The sequence below is a fragment of the Pseudomonas sp. HD6515 genome (assembly GCF_024971855.1).
GTDB lineage: Bacteria > Pseudomonadota > Gammaproteobacteria > Pseudomonadales > Pseudomonadaceae > Aquipseudomonas > Aquipseudomonas alloputida.
The window spans coordinates 3,496,611-3,520,153 of sequence record NZ_CP079827.1 but is presented as its reverse complement, the minus strand read 5'-3'; the positions used below and the strand labels follow the sequence as shown (position 1 = coordinate 3,520,153).

21 protein-coding genes are annotated in these 23,543 nt (G+C 62.5%); 10 read left to right on the top strand and 11 right to left on the bottom strand.

Annotated features, from left to right (window positions below):
* Positions 1–4 precede the first annotated feature (4 nt).
* Together KW568_RS16275 and KW568_RS16270 are read right to left on the bottom strand one after the other, a co-directional pair.
* Positions 5–385 (bottom strand): Mor transcription activator family protein, encoded by a 381-nt coding sequence (locus tag KW568_RS16275; RefSeq protein WP_003248057.1) that lies wholly within the window; start codon positions 383–385, stop codon positions 5–7.
* 251 nt (positions 386–636) lie between these two features.
* Positions 637–1,095, bottom strand: coding sequence for a hypothetical protein (locus KW568_RS16270; RefSeq protein ID WP_003248060.1), 459 nt, complete (start codon positions 1,093–1,095; stop codon positions 637–639).
* A gap of 151 nt (positions 1,096–1,246) precedes the next feature.
* On the opposite strand from KW568_RS16270, the gene KW568_RS16265 reads away from it, so the two are divergent.
* Complete coding sequence (locus tag KW568_RS16265) at positions 1,247–1,435, top strand: hypothetical protein (protein WP_003248064.1); 189 nt, start codon at positions 1,247–1,249, stop codon at positions 1,433–1,435.
* Between the two features lie 36 nt (positions 1,436–1,471).
* Here KW568_RS16265 and KW568_RS16260 read toward each other — a convergent pair whose 3' ends face one another.
* On the bottom strand, positions 1,472–1,846 hold the full coding sequence (locus KW568_RS16260; protein ID WP_003248065.1) for a hypothetical protein: 375 nt from the start codon (positions 1,844–1,846) through the stop codon (positions 1,472–1,474).
* A 217-nt stretch (positions 1,847–2,063) separates the two neighbouring features.
* Between KW568_RS16260 and KW568_RS16255 the strand changes: the two genes are divergently transcribed.
* A complete protein-coding gene (locus KW568_RS16255; RefSeq protein WP_004576711.1) occupies positions 2,064–4,355 on the top strand; it encodes an acylase in 2,292 nt (763 codons plus the stop codon).
* 81 nt (positions 4,356–4,436) lie between these two features.
* Here the strand turns inward: KW568_RS16255 and KW568_RS16250 are convergent, their stop codons facing one another.
* Positions 4,437–5,159: a UDP-2,3-diacylglucosamine diphosphatase gene (locus KW568_RS16250; protein ID WP_004576710.1), complete on the bottom strand. Its 723-nt coding sequence runs from the start codon at positions 5,157–5,159 to the stop codon at positions 4,437–4,439.
* A complete protein-coding gene (locus tag KW568_RS16245; RefSeq protein ID WP_004576709.1) occupies positions 5,156–5,656 on the bottom strand; it encodes a peptidylprolyl isomerase in 501 nt (166 codons plus the stop codon). Before KW568_RS16245 ends, KW568_RS16250 begins: the two co-directional genes overlap by 4 nt.
* 248 nt (positions 5,657–5,904) lie before the next feature.
* Between KW568_RS16245 and KW568_RS16240 the strand changes: the two genes are divergently transcribed.
* Both KW568_RS16240 and cysS read left to right on the top strand, forming a co-directional pair.
* Positions 5,905–7,608, top strand: a complete 1,704-nt coding sequence (locus tag KW568_RS16240; RefSeq protein ID WP_003248073.1) for a glutamine--tRNA ligase/YqeY domain fusion protein — start codon at positions 5,905–5,907, stop codon at positions 7,606–7,608.
* A gap of 9 nt (positions 7,609–7,617) precedes the next feature.
* A complete protein-coding gene (cysS, locus tag KW568_RS16235; RefSeq protein WP_003248075.1) occupies positions 7,618–9,000 on the top strand; it encodes a cysteine--tRNA ligase in 1,383 nt (460 codons plus the stop codon).
* Positions 9,001–9,129: 129 nt separating this feature from the next.
* On the opposite strand, the gene KW568_RS16230 is transcribed toward cysS, so the two are convergent.
* The 3 genes from KW568_RS16230 to csiR form a co-directional block, all read right to left on the bottom strand.
* A complete protein-coding gene (locus tag KW568_RS16230; RefSeq protein ID WP_003248076.1) occupies positions 9,130–10,521 on the bottom strand; it encodes a HAMP domain-containing sensor histidine kinase in 1,392 nt (463 codons plus the stop codon).
* A complete protein-coding gene (locus KW568_RS16225; protein ID WP_003248078.1) occupies positions 10,499–11,179 on the bottom strand; it encodes a response regulator transcription factor in 681 nt (226 codons plus the stop codon). The genes KW568_RS16230 and KW568_RS16225 overlap by 23 nt, the downstream gene beginning before the upstream one ends.
* 74 nt (positions 11,180–11,253) lie before the next feature.
* The gene (csiR, locus tag KW568_RS16220; RefSeq protein ID WP_003248079.1) at positions 11,254–11,949 is read right to left on the bottom strand and encodes a DNA-binding transcriptional regulator CsiR; all 696 of its coding nucleotides are present in this window, start codon (positions 11,947–11,949) and stop codon (positions 11,254–11,256) included.
* A gap of 195 nt (positions 11,950–12,144) precedes the next feature.
* Between csiR and glaH the strand changes: the two genes are divergently transcribed.
* The 6 genes from glaH (at position 12,145) to proP (ending at position 19,841) form a co-directional block, all read left to right on the top strand.
* Positions 12,145–13,122, top strand: coding sequence for a glutarate dioxygenase GlaH (gene glaH, locus KW568_RS16215; protein WP_003248080.1), 978 nt, complete (start codon positions 12,145–12,147; stop codon positions 13,120–13,122).
* Positions 13,123–13,236: 114 nt separating this feature from the next.
* On the top strand, positions 13,237–14,487 hold the full coding sequence (gene lhgO / locus KW568_RS16210) for an L-2-hydroxyglutarate oxidase (protein ID WP_003248081.1): 1,251 nt from the start codon (positions 13,237–13,239) through the stop codon (positions 14,485–14,487).
* Between the two features lie 150 nt (positions 14,488–14,637).
* Positions 14,638–16,029 (top strand): GABA permease, encoded by a 1,392-nt coding sequence (gene gabP / locus KW568_RS16205; RefSeq protein WP_012052530.1) that lies wholly within the window; start codon positions 14,638–14,640, stop codon positions 16,027–16,029.
* Between the two features lie 87 nt (positions 16,030–16,116).
* On the top strand, positions 16,117–17,010 hold the full coding sequence (locus KW568_RS16200) for a PA4780 family RIO1-like protein kinase (RefSeq protein WP_003248085.1): 894 nt from the start codon (positions 16,117–16,119) through the stop codon (positions 17,008–17,010).
* A gap of 195 nt (positions 17,011–17,205) precedes the next feature.
* On the top strand, positions 17,206–18,180 hold the full coding sequence (gene hemB / locus KW568_RS16195) for a porphobilinogen synthase (RefSeq protein ID WP_003248087.1): 975 nt from the start codon (positions 17,206–17,208) through the stop codon (positions 18,178–18,180).
* A 158-nt stretch (positions 18,181–18,338) separates the two neighbouring features.
* Positions 18,339–19,841: a glycine betaine/L-proline transporter ProP gene (gene proP, locus KW568_RS16190; RefSeq protein ID WP_004576707.1), complete on the top strand. Its 1,503-nt coding sequence runs from the start codon at positions 18,339–18,341 to the stop codon at positions 19,839–19,841.
* Here the strand turns inward: proP and KW568_RS16185 are convergent, their stop codons facing one another.
* The 3 genes from KW568_RS16185 to treS all read right to left on the bottom strand — a co-directional run bounded on the left by KW568_RS16185 (position 19,842) and on the right by treS (position 23,421).
* Positions 19,842–20,543, bottom strand: coding sequence for a YoaK family protein (locus KW568_RS16185; protein ID WP_004576706.1), 702 nt, complete (start codon positions 20,541–20,543; stop codon positions 19,842–19,844).
* A gap of 9 nt (positions 20,544–20,552) precedes the next feature.
* Entirely contained in the window at positions 20,553–21,182 is a 630-nt protein-coding gene (locus KW568_RS16180) for a riboflavin synthase (protein WP_003248093.1), read from the bottom strand.
* A 172-nt stretch (positions 21,183–21,354) separates the two neighbouring features.
* Positions 21,355–23,421, bottom strand: coding sequence for a maltose alpha-D-glucosyltransferase (gene treS, locus KW568_RS16175; RefSeq protein WP_004576705.1), 2,067 nt, complete (start codon positions 23,419–23,421; stop codon positions 21,355–21,357).
* Between the last annotated feature and the right edge of the window lie 122 nt (positions 23,422–23,543).

Below are 23,543 nucleotides of genomic sequence, written 5' to 3'. Positions count from 1 at the left end.
GGCGTCAGCGCGTGCAAAGCTCCTGGCGCCGGATGTTGCCGATCTGTCGCAGGCTCAGGCCGTACTTGTTGGCCAGCAGGCTGCGGGACAAACCGTTGGCGCTTTCCTTCTGGATCTGCTGGTTGCGCAGCTGACGCAGAAAGTGGTCAGCCTTGGGGATCTCCAGGGCGACCCCGGCAAAGCGCTTGATCAGTGCGTCGAGCGCTTCGGCCGGCAGCACGTCAGCGAGCTTGGTGCGCTCGCGGTGCTTGGGGATGTACTTGGGCCTGCCGCCGTAGGCGCAGGTCAGTTGGTAGGCGTTTTCGATGCCGATACAGTCGATCAGTGCCTGCAGCGAGTGGGGCAGTTGGCTGATATCGATCTGGCTCAAATCTGGCATTTGCATATGGCGCTCCTTCGGGGTAGATGGGATGTGCGACCCGATCACCCGCGGCGTTATGTCGAAGGTGTGAGCAAATTCTGTGCGACAGCCGAGGCGCGTCGCTAGGCGGCATATGGGTTGGGGGTTGTAGCTTCGGTGAACAGGATTTGCAGGCAGCGATATCTGGCGCTGTAGGAAATGGCGTCGACATCTGGCTGTGCTTCCTGGTTTCCTGTCGTGTCGCTCGCGATGATGCGGAGCGGGTGCGGCACCCCTCAATCGCACGGGTAGCTGCTCAGCAAGCTGGCGCTACCCAGATAGGCTTGAGGGGTGGCGCGCATGCCCGGCGGCAACGTGCGCCAATCGACCAGCAGGCACAGCGCGTGCAACGGCTGGCCGTTGCGCTGGCCGATGACCTGGTCGGCAAAGTGGCGGCGGTACAGTACCTGGGTCTGATTCAGAGGCTGTGCCTGGTCGGCCTGCGCCAGCGTTTGTCGGGCCAGGTCGGGCAAGCGGGCTGTGGGCACGCTGAAATGTACCGGTGCAGTTTCGGTCTGCAGGTAACCGGCCTGGCGTACGCGTTGCCACAGTTGTTGCCATTGGCTGGCACCGGCATGGGTGGCCAACTCGCGGCCCAGTTCGAGCAGGTGTTCGGCCGGCGTCTGCTGGGTGTCCAGTGCATGAAGCGAGAGCGGGGTCAGTAACAGCGATGCGAACAACAGGGGTTTGTACATGGTGCCTCCGGCGTGGGTGCTAGGAAGCCCCATGCTTTCAGGCTGACGTCACCCCACCCAGCAGGAAATCCAGCGCCGGGGGCGGTGACCGTTGTATCATTGCCGCGGCTCGTTGCGAGCCATTTGCCCCTGATGTTGCAAGGAACATTCGATGACACACGTGCAGCGCCTCAAATATTCACTTCTGATCATCCTGGTGGTACTGGGCCTGATGCTGGGCCTGTCCCACCTGCAGAAGCAGGGCACGATCAGTGAGCAGACCTTCCAGATGCTGGCCATCGCCATTGCCGTGGTGGTCGTGGTGATCAACGGCATTCTGCGGCGCAAGGTCAAGCCCTGATCTGCGCGGGCCGGCCAGGTATGGCCGGCCATGCGCTCAGCGCGAGGGTGTTTGCTCCAGTACGGCGCGCGCCTGGGGGTTGAGCCTGTAGCACTTGTCGCTACCCAGTTGTATGACGCCTTCGGTACACAGGCGCTTGAGCACTTCACGCACACTGAGGAACGACAGCGGGATATCCAGCTGTTCCAGTTGTGCGTGCACCCCGCGTACGCCAATACTGCGGCCATTGCGGTCGGCGGCGTGCAAGGCATCGATAACCTTGAGGCGGATCAGGCTGGTGCGCAGGCCGAAGGTGCGCAACAGCTCGCGGATCTGTTCGTTGCCGATTCGTTCTTCAGCAAATACGTCCTGTTCCTTGGACGCTTTGCCTGGCGCGCGCCCGGCCTGGATCGAGGTTTGCGGGTTGTACATGCGAATGCTCCTTTTCGTGGACGAACCCGAAATGTGGGTGGCTCACTTACTAGGACGAATGAGCACGCAAAAACTGCAACCCATTCGTGAAAAAAATGCCTGTTTCTCATCAAGACGTTCCATCGCCTTGTAATACGTAAAATATTCATCTGGCCATTCGTCTGATCGGGATGACCCCCGAACCCGAGGAGTGCCCGTGTTTCCACTTTGCCGTCCCATGACTTGCGCCGGCCTGGCCGCTGCCCTGGTGGCCTTCAGCGTCGGTGTGCAGGCGCAGCCCGCGATAGCCGACGCCAGTGCCCAGATCCGCTATACCCGATACGGCGTACCGCATATCGTGGCCAAGGATGAGCGTGGCCTGGGCTATGGCGTCGGCTATGCCTACGCCCAGGACAACCTATGCCTGCTCGCCAATGAAGTGCTGACCGTGAGCGGTGAGCGCTCACGCTATTTCGGCGCCAAGGGCAAGACCCTGGAGCAGCGTGACAACCTGACCAGCGACCTGTTCTTCACCTGGCTCAATAGCCCAGCGGCGGTCGATGCCTTCCTGCAGGCGCAACCTGCGCCGGTGCAGGCATTGCTGGCGGGATACGCCAGCGGCTACAACCGGGCGTTGGTCGAACGCCGTCGTCAAGGGCTGCCCGCCGAGTGTGGCGATGGTGAGTGGGTGCGGCCCATCAGCAGCCAGGATCTGGTCAAACTGACCCGCCGTTTACTGGCCGAGGGCGGTGTCGGGCAGTTCGTTGAGGCGTTGGCAGGGGCGCAACCGCCAACGCTGGCCCGTCAGCAATCATCCGCGGGCTTTGCCAGCGCGTTGGCCCGGCAGGAGCGGTTCGCCGCGGAGCGCGGCAGCAATGCGGTGGCAGTAGGCGCGCAGCGTTCAGCCAATGGCCGCGGCCTGTTGCTGGCCAACCCGCACTTCCCGTGGATGGGCGGCATGCGCTTCTACCAGATGCAACTGACCATTCCCGGCCAGCTTGATGTGATGGGCGCGGCGCTACCGGGCCTGCCGGTGGTCAACATCGGTTTCAACCAGCACCTGGCGTGGACGCACACCGTCGACACCTCCAAGCACTTCACGCTCTACCGTCTGCAACTCGACCCCAAAGACCCGACCCGCTATGTGCTCGATGGCAAGTCGCTGCCGATGGCCCGGCAAACCATCCGTGTGGCGGTCAAGGGCACGGATGGCAGCCTGAGCCAGATTGAGCGGCCGGTCTACAGTTCGCAGTTCGGCCCGGTGGTGCAATGGCCAGGCCGCCTGGACTGGGATGCGCAGGCGGCCTACAGCGTGCGAGACGCCAACCTTGAGAACTCGCGGGTGTTGCAGCAGTGGTACCAGATCAACCGAGCCGACAGCCTGGCGGCATTGAAGGGATCGGTCGAGCAGTTGCAAGGTATCCCTTGGGTCAACACGCTGGCCGTGGACGAGGGAGGGCGGGCCTTGTACCTGAACCAGTCGGTAGTGCCCTATGTTGACCAGCAACTGTTGGATACCTGCAGCAACCCGCAGGCACAAGGGCGCCTGGTGGTGCTGGATGGCTCGCGGAGCGCATGCCAGTGGAAGGTTGACGCGCAGGCGGCGCAACCGGGCATCTTCCCGGCGCGGCTGCTGCCAAGCCTGGAGCGTGAAGACTTCGTTCAGAACTCCAACGACCCGGCCTGGATGGCCAACCCGGCGCAGCCGCTGACCGGCTACTCTCCACTGGTCAGCCGTAATGATCAGCCGCTGGGCATGCGTGGCCGCTTTGCCTTGCAGCGCCTGCAGGGCAAAGCCCGGTTAGGTGTAGATGAACTGCAGCGCATGGTCACCGATGACGAGGTGTACCTGGCCAGCCTGGTGTTGCCAGACCTGCTGCAATGGTGCAAGGGTGCCAGCGCAGATGTGCAGGCCGTGTGCAGCAGCCTGACCGCCTGGAACGGCAAGGCCGACCTCGACAGTGGTATGGGCCTGGTGCACTTCCAGAACCTGTTCAATGCGCTGGCCGAGCACCCGGAAAGTTGGCGAGTGGCATTCAACCCGGCCGACCCGCAGCACACCCCGCGCGGCCTGGCTGTCGAGCAGGCGGCGGTGAGCAGGTTGGTACATCAGGCAGCACTGGCGTCGCTCAAGCAGGTCAGTGAAAGTGGCGTGGCCGGGGAAGCGCGCTGGGGGCAGGTGCAACAGGCCCTTGATGGTACGCCGGTACCGGGCGGCCCGCAGGCGCTAGGGGTGTACAACGCGATCTACAGCGTGCCGCACGGGCAGGGCAAGCGGCTGGTGGTGAGTGGCACCAGCTACCTGCAACTGGTCAGCTTTACCGACAAGGGGCCAGACGCCCGTGGCCTGCTTGCGTTTTCCCAGTCGAGTGAGAAGGCTTCGGCGCATGCCAGTGACCAGACCAAGGCATTTGCGGCCAAGCAACTGGCGGTGATTCCGTTTACCGAAGCTCAGATCAAGGCAGACCCGGCGTATCGGGAAGTGGTGATCAGTGAGCGGGACAAGGGGGCGGTAGTCAGCCAGCCCTGAGGCGTCAGCCTGCGCCGGCCCATTCGCGGGTAAACCCGCTCCTACAGGGGCCTGCGGGCTTGCCCGCGAGACCCTGTAATGTCAGGAAAACTCGAACGGCGCCAACTGAAAGCCCTGCTCGTCAACCTGCAAGGCCCAACCGCGGCGATCCCAGTCGCCCAGCACGATACGCCGTGCCGGTTGGCCATCGACCACCAGCTTGTGAATCGCTGGCCGATGGGTATGGCCATGCACCAGGGTGCGCACGCCATGCGCCGCCATCACCTTGGGTACTTCTTCCGGCGTGACGTCGACAATCTCAGTGGACTTCATCCGCGTTTGTGTACGGCTTTCATTGCGCAGCTTGCGCGCCAGCCTGTAGCGGGCCGACAGCGGCAGGTGGCGCAGGATCCACAAGCTCAGCGGATTGCGCAGCAGGCGGCGCATCTTCATGTAGCCCAGGTCGCGGGTGCACAGGGTGTCGCCATGCATCAGCAGCACCTGTTCACCGCCCAGCTCGATCACGCTGGGGTCGTGCAACAAGGTGCAACCAGCGGCATCGCAGAAGGCCTGGCCAATCAGGAAGTCACGGTTGCCATGCATCAGGTAGATGGCCGTGCCACTGTCGCTCAGCCGGCGCATGGCCTGGCAGATCGACTGCTGGAAGGGCGTCATGGCATCGTCGCCAATCCACGCTTCGAAGAAGTCACCAAGGATGTACAGGGCCTTGGCGTGGCGGGCGCGGCCGTCTAGCAGATCAAGAAACGCCCGGGAAATATCCGGGCGTTCTTCTTGCAGGTGCAGATCAGAGATCAGCAGAATCACTCAATGATCTCGGCTTTCTCGATGATCACGTCGTCCTTCGGTACGTCCTGGTGGCCAGCTTTGGAACCGGTGGCCACTTTTTCGATGGCGTCGACCACTTCACGGCCTTCGATCACTTCACCGAATACGGCATAACCCCAGCCTTGCACGTTCTTGCCGCTGTGGTTGAGGAAGTCGTTGTCGGAGGCGTTGATGAAGAACTGCGCCGAGGCGGAGTGCGGCTCCATGGTACGGGCCATGGCAATGCTGTACTTCTTGTTCTTCAGGCCGTTGTCGGCTTCGTTCTGGATGCTGGCGCGGGTTTTCTTCTGGCTCATGCTGGCCTCGAAGCCGCCGCCCTGGATCATGAAGCCTTTGATCACACGGTGGAATACGGTGCCATTGTAGTGGCCGTCCTTGACGTACTGAACGAAGTTTTCGGTAGTCAGTGGCGCTTTCTCGGCGTCCAGTTGCAGGACGATGTCGCCGTGGTTGGTGGTCAGTTTGACTTTGGACATGCTGAAACTCGCTCTTTCAAGGCAATCAGAAATTAGGGTGCGCAGGGCGCCGGTTATCACCTGACGTATGTTCAGGCGATCACGACACATGGCGCGCACTGGCCATTTTGCCAGGCTGCGGCAAAAAGCCGTGATAAATCACATCAGTTTGTCCGGGCGCGGCTGTCAGCAGCTTGACTGCTTCGGCTATGATAGGCCCTTTGATTCAATCGGCCTACCCAGGCTGGACACACGCATTCAAGGATCCTATGAGCAAGCCCACTGCCGACAACGCGCCCAACGCCGCTGCCAAAGGCGCCCCCGCTGTCCCTGCGAACTTCCTGCGGCCGATCATCCAGGCCGACCTGGACTCGGGCAAGCACAGCAGTATCGTCACCCGTTTCCCGCCGGAGCCCAATGGTTATCTGCACATTGGCCACGCCAAGTCGATCTGCGTCAACTTCGGCCTGGCCAAGGAATTCGGCGGCGTCTGCCACCTGCGCTTCGACGATACCAACCCGGCCAAGGAAGACCAGGAGTACATCGACGCCATCCAGAGCGATGTGAAGTGGCTGGGCTTCGACTGGGCCGGCGACGTGCGCTATGCCTCCGACTATTTCGACCAGTTGCACGACTGGGCGGTCGAGCTGATCAAGCGCGGCAAGGCCTACGTCTGCGACCTCACCCCTGAGCAAGCCAAGGAATACCGCGGCAACCTCAAGGAACCGGGCAAGAACAGCCCGTTCCGCGAGCGCAGCGTGGAAGAAAACCTCGACCTGTTCGCCCGCATGAAGGCTGGCGAATTCCAGGACGGCGAGCGTGTGCTGCGGGCCAAGATCGACATGGCCTCGCCAAACATGAACCTGCGCGACCCTATCCTGTACCGCATTCGCCATGCCCACCACCACCAGACCGGCGACAAGTGGTGCATCTACCCCAACTACGACTTCACCCACGGCCAGTCGGACGCCATCGAGGGCATTACCCACTCGATCTGCACCCTGGAGTTCGAAGGGCATCGTCCGCTGTACGACTGGTTCCTAGACAACCTGCCGGTGCCGGCACACCCGCGCCAGTACGAGTTCAGCCGCCTGAACCTGAACTACACCATTACCTCCAAGCGCAAGCTCAAGCAGCTTGTGGACGAGAAGCACGTCGATGCCTGGGACGACCCACGCATGTCGACCTTGTCCGGCTTCCGTCGCCGTGGCTACACGCCGGCTTCGATCCGCAACTTCTGCGAAATGATCGGCACCAACCGTTCCGACGGTGTGGTCGACATGTCGATGCTCGAGTTCAGCATCCGTGACGACCTGGACCGCACCGCGCCACGCGCGATGTGTGTGCTGCGCCCGCTGAAAGTGGTCATCACCAACTACCCTGAAGGCCAGGTCGAGCAGCTTGAGCTGCCACGTCACCCGAAGGAAGACATGGGCGTGCGTGTGCTGCCGTTCTCCCGCGAGCTGTACATCGACCGCGACGACTTCATGGAAGAACCGCCGAAGGGCTACAAGCGCCTGGAACCGGCCGGTGAAGTGCGCCTGCGCGGCAGCTACGTGATTCGTGCTGACGAAGCCATCAAGGACGCCGACGGCAATATCGTCGAACTGCGTTGCTCGTACGACCCCGACACCCTGGGCAAAAACCCTGAAGGCCGCAAGGTCAAGGGCGTGATCCACTGGGTGCCGGCCGAGGGCAGCGTTGAGTGCGAAGTGCGCCTGTACGACCGCCTGTTCCGCTCGCCGAACCCGGAAAAGACCGAGGAGGGCGGCAGCTTCCTGGACAACATCAACCCGGCTTCGCTGCAAGTACTCAGCGGGTGCCGTGCCGAGCCGTCGCTGGCCCAGGCGCAGCCCGAGGACCGCTTCCAGTTCGAGCGTGAAGGCTACTTCTGCGCCGACCTGAAAGACAGCCAGCCGGGTCGCCCGGTGTTCAACCGCACTGTCACCCTGCGTGACTCCTGGGGCAGCTGAGGAACCGCCGTGCTTACCATCTACAACACCCTGAGCAAAACCAAGGAAGTCTTCAAGCCGCTGGATGGCAACAAGGTGCGCATGTACGTGTGCGGCATGACCGTGTACGACTACTGCCACCTGGGCCATGGCCGCAGCATGGTGGCGTTCGACCTGGTCACCCGCTGGCTGCGCAAGAGCGGCTACGAGTTGACCTATGTGCGCAACATCACCGACATCGATGACAAGATCATCAACCGGGCGAACGAGAACGGCGAAAGTTTCGACGCCCTGACCGCCCGCATGATCGACGCGATGCACGAAGACGAGCGCCGCCTGAACATTCTGCCGCCGGACCAGGAGCCGCGTGCCACCGACCATATCGCTGGCATGCACGCGATGATCCAGACCCTGATCGACAAAGGGTACGCCTACGCGCCAGGCAATGGCGATGTGTACTACCGGGTCGGCAAGTTCGTCGGCTACGGCAAGCTGTCGCGCAAGAAGATCGAAGACCTGCGTATCGGTGCACGCATCGAGGTCGACGAAGCCAAGCAGGACCCGCTCGACTTCGTCCTGTGGAAGGGCGTCAAGCCGGGCGAGCCAAGCTGGGAATCGCCATGGGGCCCGGGTCGCCCGGGCTGGCACATCGAGTGCTCGGTCATGTCCACCTGCTGCCTGGGCGAGAGCTTCGACATTCACGGCGGCGGCAGCGACCTGGAGTTCCCGCACCACGAGAACGAGATTGCCCAGAGCGAGGCGGCCACCGGCAAGCAGTACGCCAACGCCTGGATGCATTGCGGCATGATCCGTATCAACGGCGAGAAGATGTCCAAGTCGTTGAACAACTTCTTCACCATCCGCGACGTGCTCGAGAAGTACCACCCGGAGGTGGTGCGCTACCTGCTGGTGGCCAGCCACTACCGCAGCGCGATCAACTACTCGGAAGACAGCCTGCGTGACGCCAAGGGCGCGCTGGAGCGCTTCTACCACGCCCTGCGCGGCCTGCCACGGGTGGCGGCCAAGGGTGGCGAAGCGTTTGTCGAGCGCTTCAGCGTGGCGATGAACGACGACTTCGGCACCCCCGAAGCCTGTGCCGTTCTGTTCGACCTGGTGCGCGAGATCAACCGCCTTCGCGACAGCGACGTGGAGGCTGCTGCTGGCCTGGCCGGTCGACTGCGCGAGCTGGGTGATGTGCTGGGTGTGCTGCAGCTGGAGGCCGATGACTTCCTGCGTGCCGGTGCCGAAGGCAAGGTCGATGCGGCTGAAGTCGAGGGCTTGATCCAGGCGCGCCTGCAGGCGCGTGCGGACAAGAACTGGGCCGAGTCGGACCGCATTCGCGATGAGCTGACCGCCATGGGTGTAGTGCTGGAAGACAGCAAGGGCACGACGACCTGGCGCCTGGCTGACTAAAGCAACTGGGGCTGCGTTGCAGCCCTTCGCGGGCATGCCCGCTCCCACAGGTTGGCGCGACATTTCAAGTGTGCGCTATCCCTGTGGGAGCGGGCGTGCCCGCGAAGGGTCGCAAAGCGGCCCCTGCTTTTACTTCGCTAGACTCGCAAGCGGGCAGTGCAATACCAGCCTGGCCCCACCCAATTCGCTTTCACCAATCTCCAGCCCGAACCCATGCAGGTCGACGATTGCCGCCACGATCGACAACCCCAGCCCGAAGCCGGCATGGCGGTGGCCTTCATCGCTACGATAGAACCGTTTCAGTACGGCCGTCCGCTCTTCTTCGGGAATACCTGGCCCGCTATCCTCGATCGCCATGTGCACGCCGTTGTCATCCAGCGTGGCGCTTATGCGCACCCGACCACCCTCGGGCGTAAACTTGATCGCGTTGCCCACCAGATTCGCCAACGCCTCGAACAGAAGCTCGCGATCGCCGTGCAGTGCCGGTAGCTGCGCAGGTTGGTGCAATTGCAGATGAATGCCGCCATCTTCGGCCAATGGCAGGTAAAAATCGTGCAGTTCTACCAGCAGTTCATGCGGGTCAAGCTGGACGAAGCCGGCGCGGCGCTGGCGGTCTTCCAGCTCGCTGATGCGTAACAACCCGCGAAAGCGCGCCATCAAGGTGTCGGTTTCGCCGATGGCCTGGTCCAGCGCTTCGGCTTGCGCAGAATCCACGTCGCTTTGCTGGCGAATACGGTACAGCTGGGCGCGCAGACGGGTCAGCGGTGTGCGCAGGTCATGGGCAATGTTGTCGCATACACCCTTGACCTCATGCATCAGCCGTTCGATACGGTCGAGCATGGCATTGACGATCGCCGCAAGCATGTCCAGTTCGTCGCGGCGGGCCGACAGTGGCAGGCGGTGGGTCAGGTCGCCGGCGACGATCAGTTCGGCCTGGGCCTGGATCGCCCGTATACGCTTGAGCGGCCTGCGCCGTAGCAGGTACCAACCGGCAAAACCCGGGATCAGGGTCAGCGAGATGCCCCAGAGCAGGGCGTGCAGGATGATCCGGGTAACCACGAACAACGAGCCATTGTCACGCACCAGCACCAGCCACCGGCCATCCTGTACCTTGATTGCCACCGCGTCGCAGCTGTCGCGGGGCATGCGTGGGTCGTCGGCATCCAGGCAGCGTTCCAATTCATGGATCTTGCCGTCCAGTCTGAGCTCTGGGGGCAAGGCTCGCACGGTGCCGCCAATCGGGTTGAGCTGGCTATCGAACAGGCCGTAGGCGTCAAAGCTGCGCTCCTCGAAGGCCTGGCTGGCAATCAGGGCGTCGTCCAGTTGCTTGCCGCTCATGTGGGCGAACAGGTGCTGGCGTTGCAGCATGGAGTGACGGGTGAGTTTGTTCAGGTAGCTGGATACCTCGAAGTACAGCACCCCCATGAGGATGCTGCTCCAGGCCACGAACAGAAAGCTGTACAGCGCCAGCAGGCGGCTGGTCGAAGAGCTCCAGCCTTTAGACGGGTTCAGCAATGGCATAGCCGGAGCCCCGTACCGTACGGATCAGCGGCGACTGGCCGGGTGAGTCGATCTTTTTGCGCAGGCGGCCAATGTGCACGTCGATCAGGTTGGTGCCCGGGTCGAAGTGATAGCCCCAGACCTCCTCGAAAATCATCATCCGCGTGATCACCTGGCCGCTGTGGCGCATCAGGTACTCCAGCAGCTTGTATTCGGTGGGCAACAGGTTGAGGGTGTTGTCACCGCGGCGCGCTTCGTGGCTGATCAGGTCCAGCTGCAGATCGGCAACCTGCAAGCGGGTCTGGGTCATGGGGACGCTGTTACGGCGCAGCAGTACCTCGACTCGCGCAGCCATTTCGTCGGAGGCGAACGGCTTGGTCAGGTAGTCGTCCCCGCCGGCACGCAGGCCGCGCACCCGCTCATCGACGTCGGAGAGGGCGCTGATCATCAGGATCGGCGTAGCGATCTTGAGGTTGCGCAGGGTGGTGACGATGGTCAGGCCGTCCACCTCGGGCAGCATGCGGTCCAGGGTGATCAGGTCGTAGCCGCCCGCAATGGCTTTGGCCAGGCCTTCACGGCCATTGTCGGCCCAATCCACTTCCAGGCCGTGGCTGGTAAGTTCGGCGACGATTTCCTGGCCGGTGACGGCGTCGTCTTCGATGGTCAGTACGCGAGGCATGCTGGTTCCTGGGCATCTAATGGAGAACTGATTGTGCCAAAGAATAGACAACCGGCGATTTAAGAAAAATTCATCTAGCGGGCACCGATGCCTTCGGCGTGCATGATCTGCGCAATGATCGGTACCGGTGTCATCAGGTGCGAGCGCATCATGGCGCTGGCAGTTTTGGCATCCCGGGCGAGGATCACCTCGACCAGTGCCGCATGCTCCTGGCGCTTGAGCGCCAGCGCCTGTTCGGAAAACACCGTCTGCGTCAGCCACAGGTGGCGGTAGCGCTCGGCCTGGTCGAACAGGTAGGTGCGTGCCTGCAGCAGGTGCTTGGAGCCGCAGCCCGAGGCAATGGCAGTATGGAACGCCTTGTGCCGCTCGTCCCACACATCCAGCCGCTGCTCGCGGGTTTTCACTTCCACCACCTTGGCCAAGGTATGCGAGTGGGCCAGCACCGACGCCTCCCAGGCGTCGTCGCCGCGCTCGATGGCCAAGGCAATGATCATCGCTTCCAGGTTGGCGCGGGCGTCATAGATGTCGTTCATCTCATCCAGCGACATGGGCGCTACCCGGTAGCCTTTCTGGCTGATCGCGTTGACCAGGTGCTCGGCCACCAGTTGCGACAGTGCTTCGCGCAGCGGGCCCACACCCAGGTCGTAGCGTTCCTTGAGGGCGCTCATCAATAGCTTTTCACCGGGCTTGAACACCCCGCGGATGATGTCCTTCTTGAGCCTCTCATACCCGCTGAATGCTGAGTTTTGTCGGGGGGCGAGCGCTTCCAAGATCCTGTTCCTCAAAACGTTTTGCCGATCATACCGAAACCCTCTGCCGACGAAAAACAATGGACAAACGCGGTTAGTGTCGTTGAAACATAAAAATGTAGACATTTTTAGTTAGTGGCGATATTTTTACCTCGCCCGCACTGATCCAGGTCATGACCGGACGGCGCCACCTACTTTTTTAGCCAGGACACTGCCATGAACGCCTTTACGCAGATCGACGAACTTGTCATGCCACTGCCTCTCGAACCGCAGGGCTACACCATCGCCCCCTCGAAACAGTCGCCGCGCCTGCTGGAACTGACCTTTGCCCGGGAAACTGTCGAAGCGTTCGTGCAGGCCGTTGCCCAATGGCCGGTGCAGGCATTGGAGTACAAGTCGTTCCTGCGTTTTCGTGTAGGCGAAATCCTTGACGAGCTGTGCCAGGGCACGCTGCGCCCGGTGCTGCTCAACACCATCCTCGACCGCGCCACAGGCGGCATGCTGATCACCCCGATCGGCCTGGATGACGTGAGCCAGGCCGAAGACATGGTCAAGTTCACCACCGCCTGCGCTCACCTGATCGGCCGTTCCAACTATGACGCCATGAGTGGCCAGTTCTATGCGCGCTTCGTGGTGGTCAACAGCGACAACTCCGACAGCTACCTGCGCCAGCCGCACCGGGTCATGGAACTGCACAACGACGGCACGTTCGTGAACCAGATCACCGACTATGTGCTGATGCTGAAGATCGACGAAAAGAACATGGAAGGCGGCAACTCGCTGCTGCTGCACCTGGACGACTGGGAGCAGTGCGAGGCGTTCTTCCGTCATCCGATGGCCCGTCGCGAAATGCGCTGGACCGCACCGCCGAGCAAAAAGGTTGCCGAAGATGTGTTCCATTCGGTATTCGACACCGATACCGAAGGCCGGCCGACCATGCGCTACATTGACCAGTTCGTGCAGCCGGAAAACTACGAGGAAGGTATCTGGCTGAACGCCTTGTCCGAGTCGCTGGAAGGCAGCGGCAAGAAGGTCTCGGTACCGGTAGGCGTAGGCAGTTTCCTGCTGATCAACAACCTGTTCTGGCTGCATGGCCGCGATCGCTTCACCCCGCACGAGGGCCTGCGCCGCGAACTGATGCGCCAGCGTGGTTACGTCGCCTTCCCCAAGCCGCTGTACCAGCGCGGGCAATAATGACAGGGCGCGGGGCGGGCGCTCGCCCACGCGTTTTTGCACAAAACAATGCCACCAGGCCCCGTGCGGGCCTTGGTGAGCCTGCCAGGCAATGCCTGCGTGTGAGGTAAGGCTGTGTACGATTTCATCATTATTGGCGGCGGGATTGTGGGCATGTCCACGGCCATGCACCTGATCAAGGTCTACCCGGACGCGAAGATTCTCCTGCTGGAGAAAGAGTCCGGCCCGGCCCGCCATCAGACCGGCCATAACAGTGGCGTGATCCACGCCGGCGTGTATTACACCCCCGGCAGCCTCAAGGCGCGCTTCTGCCTGGAAGGCAACAAGGCGACCAAAGCCTTCTGCACCCGGCACGGCATTCATTTCGATGAGTGCGGCAAGCTGCTGGTCGCCACCAACGATCTGGAAATGCAGCGCATGAAGGCGCTGTGGGAGCGCACGGCGGCCAATGGCCTGGAACGCTACTGGCTGTCGGCTGCCGAGTTGCGCGAGCGTGAGCCCAACATCGTCGGTATGGGGGGCATCTTCGTGCCGTCCAGCGGCATCGTCAACTACGCCCAGGTCACCGCTGCGATGGGCGCAGAGTTCCAGCGTGCCGGCGGCGAAATCCGCTATGGCGCAGAAGTGGTTGGCCTGCAGGAACAGGCAAATGAAGTGATCGTGCGCACCCAGCGCGATGAATTGCGCAGCCGTTTCCTGGTGACCTGCTCGGGGCTGATGGCCGACCGCGTGGTGAGCATGCTCGGTCTGCGTACCGAATTCGTGATCTGCCCGTTCCGTGGCGAATACTACCTGCTGCCCAAGCAGCACAATCAGATCGTCAACCACCTGATCTACCCGATTCCCGACCCGTCGATGCCCTTCCTGGGGGTGCACCTGACCCGCATGATCGACGGCACCGTCACCGTAGGCCCCAACGCCGTGCTGGCGATGAAGCGCGAGGGCTACCGCAAGACCGATGTCAGCCCCAGCGACCTGTTCCAGACCCTGACCACGCCCGGCATCCTCAAGGTGCTGGCGAAGAACTTCCGCCCGGGCCTGATCGAGATGAAGAACTCGCTGTTCAAGGGCGGGTACCTCAAGCAGGTGCAGAAGTACTGCCCGAGCATTACCAAAGCCGACCTCACACCTTACCCGGCCGGCGTGCGTGCCCAGGCGGTGTCGCGCGACGGCAAGCTGATCGACGATTTCCTGTTCGTCAACACCGCACGCAGTGTCAACGTGTGCAACGCACCGTCGCCAGCTGCTACCTCGGCCATCCCGATCGGCGCCTACATCGTCGAGAAGGTGTGCGAGCAGGTCGGCCTACAGGGCGGCAGCTTCCCCAAGGCCGACCTGTCGGCCAACCAGAGGGCTGCCAGCTGACACCCCGGTAACACCTCCTGCGGTTTCGTTTTACTCAACCCGTACTGCCCTGCTCACCATTCAGGGCAGGGCGGGCTTTTTCGCGCCTGCGTCGGTGACGTGCAGCCGGCGGCCCCCGCGTGGGCATGACAAAAACAACAAGGTAGCACCATGCAAACCCACAAGAACAATTTGAGTCATGGATTGAAATCACGGCATGTCACCATGCTGTCCATTGCCGGCGTGATCGGCGCCGGGCTGTTTGTCGGCTCTGGCCGCGCCATCGCCGAAGCGGGGCCTGCCACCATCCTGGCCTATATCCTGGCGGGCGGCCTGGTGGTGCTGGTGATGCGCATGCTGGCCGAAATGGCGGTTGCCTCCCCGGACACCGGCTCGTTCTCAACCTACGCTGACCTCGCCATCGGCAAATGGGCCGGTTACACCATCGGTTGGCTGTACTGGTGGTTCTGGGTGCTGATCATTCCGATCGAGGCCAATATCGCCGCTACCATCATCAACTCCTGGGTCCCGCAGATGGAGATCTGGGTGTTGTCGTTGGTGATCACGTTGCTGCTGACGGCCACCAACCTGTTCAGCGTGAAGAATTACGGTGAGTTCGAGTTCTGGTTGGCACTGGTCAAGGTGGTGGCCATCGTCAGCTTCATCGCCCTGGGTGTTTGCGCCATTTTCGGCCTGTTGCCGGGGTCCGGCGTCAGCGGCGTCTCGCGCCTGTGGGATACGGGGGGCTTCATGCCCAACGGCTTTGGTGCGGTGCTGAGCGCGATGCTGATCACCATGTTCTCGTTCCTCGGGGCCGAGGTGGTGACCATCGCTGCGGCTGAATCCGACGAGGCGGGCAAGCATATTTCCAAGGCCACCAATTCGGTGATCTGGCGGATAACGCTGTTCTACATCCTGTCGATCTTCATCGTCATCGCATTGGTACCGTGGACCGACCCACGCCTGGCGACCGAAGGCTCTTATGTCACGGTGCTGGACACCCTCGGCGTGCCAAATGCCAAGGCCATCATCGACTTCGTGGTGCTGACGTCGGTGACCAGTTGCCTCAATTCGTCGCTGTACACCGCCTCGCGCATGGTCTATTCGCTTAGCCGCCGGGGTGATGCCCCGGCCTGTGCCCAGATAACCAGCCGCAGTGGTACACCCGTGGTGGCAGTCTTGTTGTCGACGGGGGCTGCCTTCTTGGCGGTGATCGCCAACTACCTGGTGCCGGCTCAGGTGTTTGGCTTCCTCATGGCCAGCTCCGGTGCCATTGCCTTGCTGGTGTATCTGGTCATCGCCATTTCCCAGCTGCGCCTGCGCCAGCGCCTCACGGCACAGGGCAAGACACTGGGTTACCGCATGTGGCTGTTCCCGTGGCTGACCTGGGGCGTGATCCTGTTCATCAGCGGCGTACTGGTATTGATGCTGTTCCGCCCGGATCATCGCCTGGAAGTGGTCTCGACGATGGTGCTGGCGGTGTTGGTGGTGTGCTCAGGGGTGCTGGTGACCCGGCGCCGGGCACGCGGCGGGGCGGTGGCTGGCGTAGGGCAGGGCGCCTGATTCGTCCGGCCTGAAGACAGACGAGCAAGTCGCATCAGGCTGTGAGAGGATGTCCGCCAACAAAGCCAGGACCCTGAACGCAGCCTGATGAAGACACCTAAAAGAATCGAACCGTTGATCGAAGACGGCCTTGTCGACGAAGTACTACGGCCGTTGATGAGTGGCAAGGAAGCCGCTGTGTACGTGGTGCGCTGTGGCAGCGAGGTACGTTGCGCCAAGGTCTATAAAGAAGCCAACAAGCGCAGTTTCCGCCAGGCCGCCGAATACCAGGAGGGCCGCAAGGTACGCAACAGCCGTCAGGCCCGGGCCATGGCCAAGGGCAGCAAGTACGGCCGCAAAGAAGCCGAAGATGCCTGGCAGAACGCCGAAGTGGCAGCGCTGTTCCGTTTGGCCGCCGCAGGTGTGAGGGTGCCCAAGCCTTACGACTTCCAGGACGGCGTGCTCCTGATGGAGCTGGTCACCGATGCCGATGGTGATGCGGCCCCGCGCCTGAACGACGTTCACCTCGAAGCGGAGGATGCCCGCGCGTTCCACGCCTTCGTCATTCGCCAGATCGTGCTGATGCTGTGCGCCGGAATGGTGCATGGCGACCTGTCCGAGTTCAACGTGCTGCTCGGCCCGGACGGGCCGGTGATCATCGACCTGCCGCAGGCAGTGGATGCAGCCGCCAACAACCATGCCTTCAGCATGCTGCAGCGCGATGTGGACAACATGGCCCATTATTTCGGGCGCTTTGCCCCGGAGCTGAAAAGCACCCGCTATGCGCAGGAGATGTGGGCGTTGTACGAGGCCGGCGAGTTGCTGCCCGACAGCCCGTTGACCGGGGTGTTCGAGGATGACGAACATGAAGCTGACGTAACCGGGGTGATGCGCGAGATCGACGCCGCCCGGATGGACGACGCTCGCCGCCGTGCAGCACGCGCCGAGGCCGAGCATGGGCCGGCCAAGGCAGAGGAGGTGACACCGCCCTGGCTGCAGTAATTTATTCCTGTACCGGCCTCTTCTCGGGTAAACCCGCACCTACGGGATTTGTGGGCGCGGTTTTGCCCGCGAAGAGGCCAACACAGGCAAACCCCGGCCGTTGCCATTGACGCAAGACACAATCTCGTCATTTAGCCTTTTCACTGGCGCGCGACAGGCATAAGGTATACGCCGTTCAAATTCCCTGGAGCTGTCATGTCCAACCAATTCCCGTCCGTTCGTCCCCGCCGCCTGCGCCAGAACGAGTCCCTGCGCACGATCTTCCAGGAAACCGAGTTCCGTCTTGAAGACCTGATCCTGCCGATCTTCGTCGAAGAGGGCATCGATGATTTCGTGCCGATCACCAGCATGCCCGGTGTCAATCGTATCCCCGAGAAACTGTTGGCCCAGGAAATCGAGCGCTATGCCCGCGCCGGTATCAAGTCGGTGATGACCTTTGGCGTATCGCACCACCTGGATGCCGATGGCAGCGACACCTGGAACGAAAACGGCCTGGTTGCGCGCATGTCGCGTATCTGCAAGGACACCGTGCCGGAAATGGTGGTGATGTCCGACACCTGCTTCTGCGAATACACCAGCCACGGTCACTGCGGCGTGCTGCATGACCATGGCGTGGACAACGACGCCACCCTGGCCAACCTGGGCAAGCAGGCCGTCATCGCCGCTGCTGCCGGTGCCGACTTCATTGCCCCCTCGGCGGCGATGGACGGCCAGGTGCAGGCTATCCGCAGCGCGCTGGACGGTGCCGGCTTCCACGACACCGCGATCATGGCCTACTCGACCAAGTTCGCCTCGTCGTTGTATGGCCCGTTCCGTGAGGCCGGTGGCACTGCACTGAAGGGTGACCGCAAAAGCTACCAGATGAACCCGATGAACCGCCGCGAAGCGGTGCGCGAATCGCTGCTCGACGAGCAGGAAGGCGCGGACGTGCTGATGGTCAAGCCGGCCGGTGCCTACCTTGATGTGATCGCCGACATCCGCGCCGCTTCGCGCCTGCCACTGGCGGCGTATCAGGTGAGTGGCGAGTATGCGATGATCAAGTTCGGCGGGCTGGCCGGTGCCATCGACGAAGGCCGGGTGGTGCGCGAAAGCATTGGCGCAATCAAGCGTGCCGGTGCCGACCTGATCCTGACCTACTTCGCCATGGACCTGGCGCGCGACGGTATCTGAAGCCAGGCCTTGGTCATGAAAGCCGCTGCCATTGCAGCGGCTTTTCTTTGGGCGCCGTTGGGGGGTGCCGCAAACGCACAAAAAAACAGTAAGCGCTGAATTATTTAGTGTCCTGTTGTATCTGATCCCTTAGAGCATTCATCGACAGGGATACGGGTATGAAACCTCGCAAGAAAAGCGTCCAGCCAATCGGCCTGAAGGACATCACCATCGTCGACGACGCCAAGATGAAGAAGGCGATCACGGCCGCCGCGCTGGGCAACGCCATGGAGTGGTTCGACTTTGGGGTATATGGCTTCGTCGCTTATGCCTTGGGCAAGGTGTTTTTCCCCAACGCCGACCCCAGCGTGCAAATGATCGCGGCCTTGGCCACCTTCTCGGTGCCGTTCCTGATCCGGCCCCTTGGCGGGTTGTTCTTCGGCGCCTTGGGCGACAGGTTCGGGCGGCAGAAAATCCTCGCCGCGACCATCGTGATCATGTCCCTGAGCACCTTCGCCATCGGCCTGATACCGTCCTATGCAAGCATTGGTATCTGGGCGCCCATCCTGTTGCTGCTGGCCAAGATGGCCCAGGGCTTTTCGGTGGGTGGTGAATACACCGGTGCCTCGATCTTCGTTGCCGAGTACGCGCCAGACCGCAAGCGCGGCTTTCTCGGCAGCTGGCTGGATTTCGGTTCGATTGCCGGCTTTGTGCTGGGCGCAGGGGTGGTGGTGCTCATTTCCACGGTGCTGGGTGAAGAACAATTCCTCGAATGGGGCTGGCGCCTGCCGTTCTTCCTGGCCCTGCCGCTGGGCATCATCGGCCTCTACCTGCGCCATGCGCTGGAAGAAACACCTGCGTTCCAGCAGCACGTCGACAAGCTGGAACAGGGCGATCGTGAAGGGCTGGCCTCCGGGCCCAAGGTGTCGTTCAAGGAGGTGGCCACCCAGCACTGGCGCAGCCTGGTGACCTGCATCGGCGTGGTAATCGCCACCAACGTCACCTACTACATGCTGCTTACCTACATGCCCAGCTACCTGTCGCACAACCTGCACTACAGCGAAGACCATGGCGTGCTGATCATCATCGCGATCATGGTCGGCATGCTGTTCGTGCAGCCGATCATCGGTCTGCTCAGCGACAAGTTTGGCCGACGGCCGTTCATCATCGTCGGCAGTGTCGGCCTGCTGGCCTTGGCCATTCCGGCATTCATGCTGATCAACAGTGGGGTGCTTGGGCTTATTTTCGCCGGCCTGCTGATCATTGCCGTGTTGCTGAACTTCTTCATCGGCGTCATGGCCTCGACGCTGCCGGCCATGTTCCCCACGCACATCCGTTACAGCGCCCTGGCCAGCGCCTTCAATATCTCGGTGCTGATCGCCGGCCTTACCCCAACCCTCGCTGCGTGGCTGGTGGAGACCACAAACGACCTGTACATGCCGGCCTATTACCTGATGGTGATCGCTGCTGTCGGCCTGGTCACCGGCCTGACCATGAAGGAAACCGCCAACAAGCCCCTGCGCGGCGCCGCCCCTGCGGCGTCAGACATCGAAGAGGCGCGTGAACTGCTGCAGGAGCACCACGACAACATCGAGCAGAAGATCGAGGACATCGATGCGCAGATCGCCGAGTTGGAAGCCAAGCGCGAAAAACTGGCACAGCAGCACCCGCGTATCGAATGATCAGCGCGGCATGTAGCCACGCTGCCAGGAACGCGGTATGAACCGCGATACCAATGCCAGCACGCAGGCCAGCGCACAACTGCCGGCCAGCGCCTGCAGGCCCAGGTGTTGTTGCAACCAGGCGCCGAGCGCGGCGCCCAGCAACATCCCGGCCCAAGGTATCAACTGGACCCGCCAGCCATTGCGCCGCTCGCCCAGCAGCCAACGCCCCAGGCCGCGGCCGAAACGCGACAGGGCGCCCGTCACGTAAGTCAGGCCAATGGGCAGGCCATTCACCTGTTCCACGACCGCATTGATCATGCCCATGGCCAGCGTGGCCGCCAACAGCGCAGGGATGGTGGCCGGCAACGGCCACGCTGCCGCGAAAGCCAGCAGTGCGGCAACCACCAACAGCACCGGCCAGGCTCGACGGCGCAATCCGCGAGCCAGGAGCACACCCAGCGCATTGCCCGCAACGAAGCCCAGTACGGCGCCACTGAGGCGTAGCACAAGGGCCAGGTCAGCTTCACTGATGGCCACCGCCAGGCGTGTGGTGTTACCACTCATGAACGACACGAAATCGCCCAGTGCCAGCAAGCCGATGGCATCGGTCATGCCGGCCAGCACCGACAGGGCGGCGACCAGGCCAAGGCCGACGCGACCGCGCATTACCTGCAGGCGCAAACGCCTGGCTGTGCGCGCGGGGAGGGCGTTAGGGAGCATGTGCAGGCCTCAGGGCAACAGGTTTTCGCGGGCCAGGGTACCTTTGATGGTGCGCTCTACCACATCGACCAGCACCATGGTCTGGTGGTCGACCTCGATGTTGAGCAGTTCACCTGTGTGGTAGCTGGCGAAGGTAGTCTGACGCAGGGTTTCCGGGATCAGGTTGATGGTGATCACGTTATCCTCCACGTCAGCGACCGTCAGGCTGCAGCCATTGACCCCGATGAAACCGCGCGGGAACACGTACTTGCCCCATCGCGGCGGCATGCGGAACTTGATGAAGGCGCCGGTTTCCTTGATCGACAGCTCGACGATCTCGGCGGTAGTGGCGATGTGGCCGGCCATCAGGTGGCCGCCGACTTCGGCGTTCATCTTCGCTGAGCGTTCGATGTTCACGCTCCGGCCAGGCTTGAAGCTGCTCAGATTGGTGCGTTCGAGGGTAGCGGTCATGGCGTCGAACCTGACCTGGCTGCCGTCGATTTCGGTCACGGACAGGCACGTACCTTCGACACTGACGCTGGCACCGATTTTCAGTTCGTCGAGCAGTTCCGGGGTGAGGTCGATGGTGAACTGGTTGTGGCCCGGGTAGGTGGTCACATCAAGCAGAGGGCGGACGGCCTGGACGATGCCGGTGTACATGGAGTTGCTCCTGGGCACGGAAAAGAAAACTTCCGAACGCTATGCCCGTAGCGCCGTAAATGCAAGACCGGCTTCTTGGCTGGCAAGCCGGCTTGCGAGTCTGGCAACTGCGCGGGGCAGGCGGCGTGCTTGCGGGCGAAACCGGTTTGCCGACGGCAGGGCCACGCCAGATTCAAACATGCCCGCTGCTGTTGACGATCCGCAGGCACAGCGCCTCGTAGGGGTCCAGGTTCACCATCAGGCGCCCGTCCTCGGTCAAATCGCCTTCGACCGTCTCGTTGATCATGTCGACCACCGGCCCAGGTGTGAAGCCGGTCAACAGCAGTTCCTCGGCAATTGCCTCCTGGCCGAAGTTCAGCGCAGTGATCTGGATACCGCGCCCGGCTGGCAACTCATGCACCATCACCAGCAGCCCTGGGCTGCGTACCTCAGGTACCAGCACCTGACGGCTGGTGGCGATGCCGTAGGCCTGGCGCACAGCCAGCAGTTTCTTCACCTGGCAGGCAAATGAATCACCCTCGTCCAGCTGGCTGTCGAGGCTGCCGTAAAGCGACCGGGCACGCGGCATGCCACGCACCGAAGCCGCCGCCTGTGGGTCAAGCCCGGCCAGGTCATAGCCGCCTCGGTGAATCCAGCGGGTATCGCCGTCGAGCATGCGTTCGGCCACCGCTTCGGCGGGCAAGGGCAGGGCACCGACCAGGTCCCAGCCGGACAAGGCGACTACCCCCGGCTGCATGGCGTTGTACATGACCAGCAGCAGGTGCACCTTCTTGATCAATTCGATATCCGCTACGCCAATCTGTTCAAGGTCGCGGATACCCAGTGCAGCGGCGATCAGGCTGGCGGTGGTGCAGGCAATGCCGTTGGTCACGAAGCGCAGGTTGTACGGAGCATGCTCGCCCGACAGCCGTTCGTAGATTTCTTCGCGGATATGTTCCCGCAGAATGCTGCCTGGCAGGGTCTGGCCCTTGTACAGGTACATGTCGTGAGCATGCAGGGTCCAGAAATGCACCAGCTCCACGGTCAGCTCGTCGTGGTTCTGCAGGGCATGGATCAGCGAGGCCGGGTCAATGCCGAAGGCGTGCATCTCCTTGAGCATCAGGCGCAGGAACTCGGTGTCGCCGGTCAGCAGCGCATGCTGGTAGGCCGGCCGGGTAATGAAATCGTAGGACAGGTCGGCACCGCCCCTGGACATCTGCGCAATGTCATCGAGGGTCAGGTTCAGCTCCTGGAAGCTGAAACCGCCGGCCTTGCGGATCATGCCACCGATCAGCTGGTTGCCGACGAGCGACAGCGGGTGGCTTTCCGACCAGGCGGTGCCGCTGGCGCGGGTTTCCACGCCGAGAAAGCCGTTGGCGTCCAGGCGCAGGCCGCGTGCACCCAGGCAGTCCAGCGCGTGCAGCGCGTCACCAATGATCATTTGTTGGGCGGCGAAGGTAGGGTCCAGCCAGTTCAGCGAGGGCTGGCCTTCCTTGAAGTAATGCAGGTACACCCAGCGGCGGGTCTTGCCGTCGACGCCTGTGATCGGCGGCGTGGCGCTCCAGTCGGTTTCCTTCACGCCCGGCTCGAAGAAGATTACCCGCTGCAGCTGGCCAACGATGTAATGGCGCGCCTTCAGCTCGTCACACTGAGCTGGCAGTAAATTGACCGCATCGCGCCCGGCGGGCACCTCGGGCAGCAGCGTCCAGTCTTCTTCGCGGATCTCGACCATGTGGTACAGCCCCGGGTAGGGGCCATGGGCGATCTCGGCCAGGCGGAAGTCGGCGCCCTTGCCGGTGTGCGAGGGGATCAGGTCGTCGATGGTCACGGCATTGTGCGCAGCGGCCATGCGGCTCATCTGGATCAGTTCCTGCTCGCTGCCGTACAGCGGGTCGATGTCGAAGCTGATGCGGTCGAAGTTGCCGTCCACACTGGGGGTGAGTTCGCGGCCGCGGATGCCACCGGACAGTTTGATCGGGCCCGTGTGCAGGCCCTGTACGCCGATCTCCGACAGGCGCTTCCACAACGCTTCGTGGGCCAGGGCACCGAGTACCGAGCAGCCCTCGGGCGCGATGATGGCGTCGGGGTAGACGGTCAGCCACACCGAGGCGATTTCGGTGGCGCGGCGGGGCTGGGCCTCGGCGTACGGTTGTTGCCACAGGCGCGACTGGCCTGAGTACAGGCTGGCGCGCGCCTGGGAGGCCTTGAGCATGGCGCGGTCTTCGAGCCATTTGACGTACGACGGGTCGGGCTGGGTCATTTCGCGTCCTCTTTGCGTGTCGGCACCGGCTCAGGTTATGACGGCGTCGCGGCGCGAACGTTCGGCTCGAGATGGGGGTTGGTTTCTTCGCGGGCTTGCCCGCGAAGAGGCCGGGCCTGCAA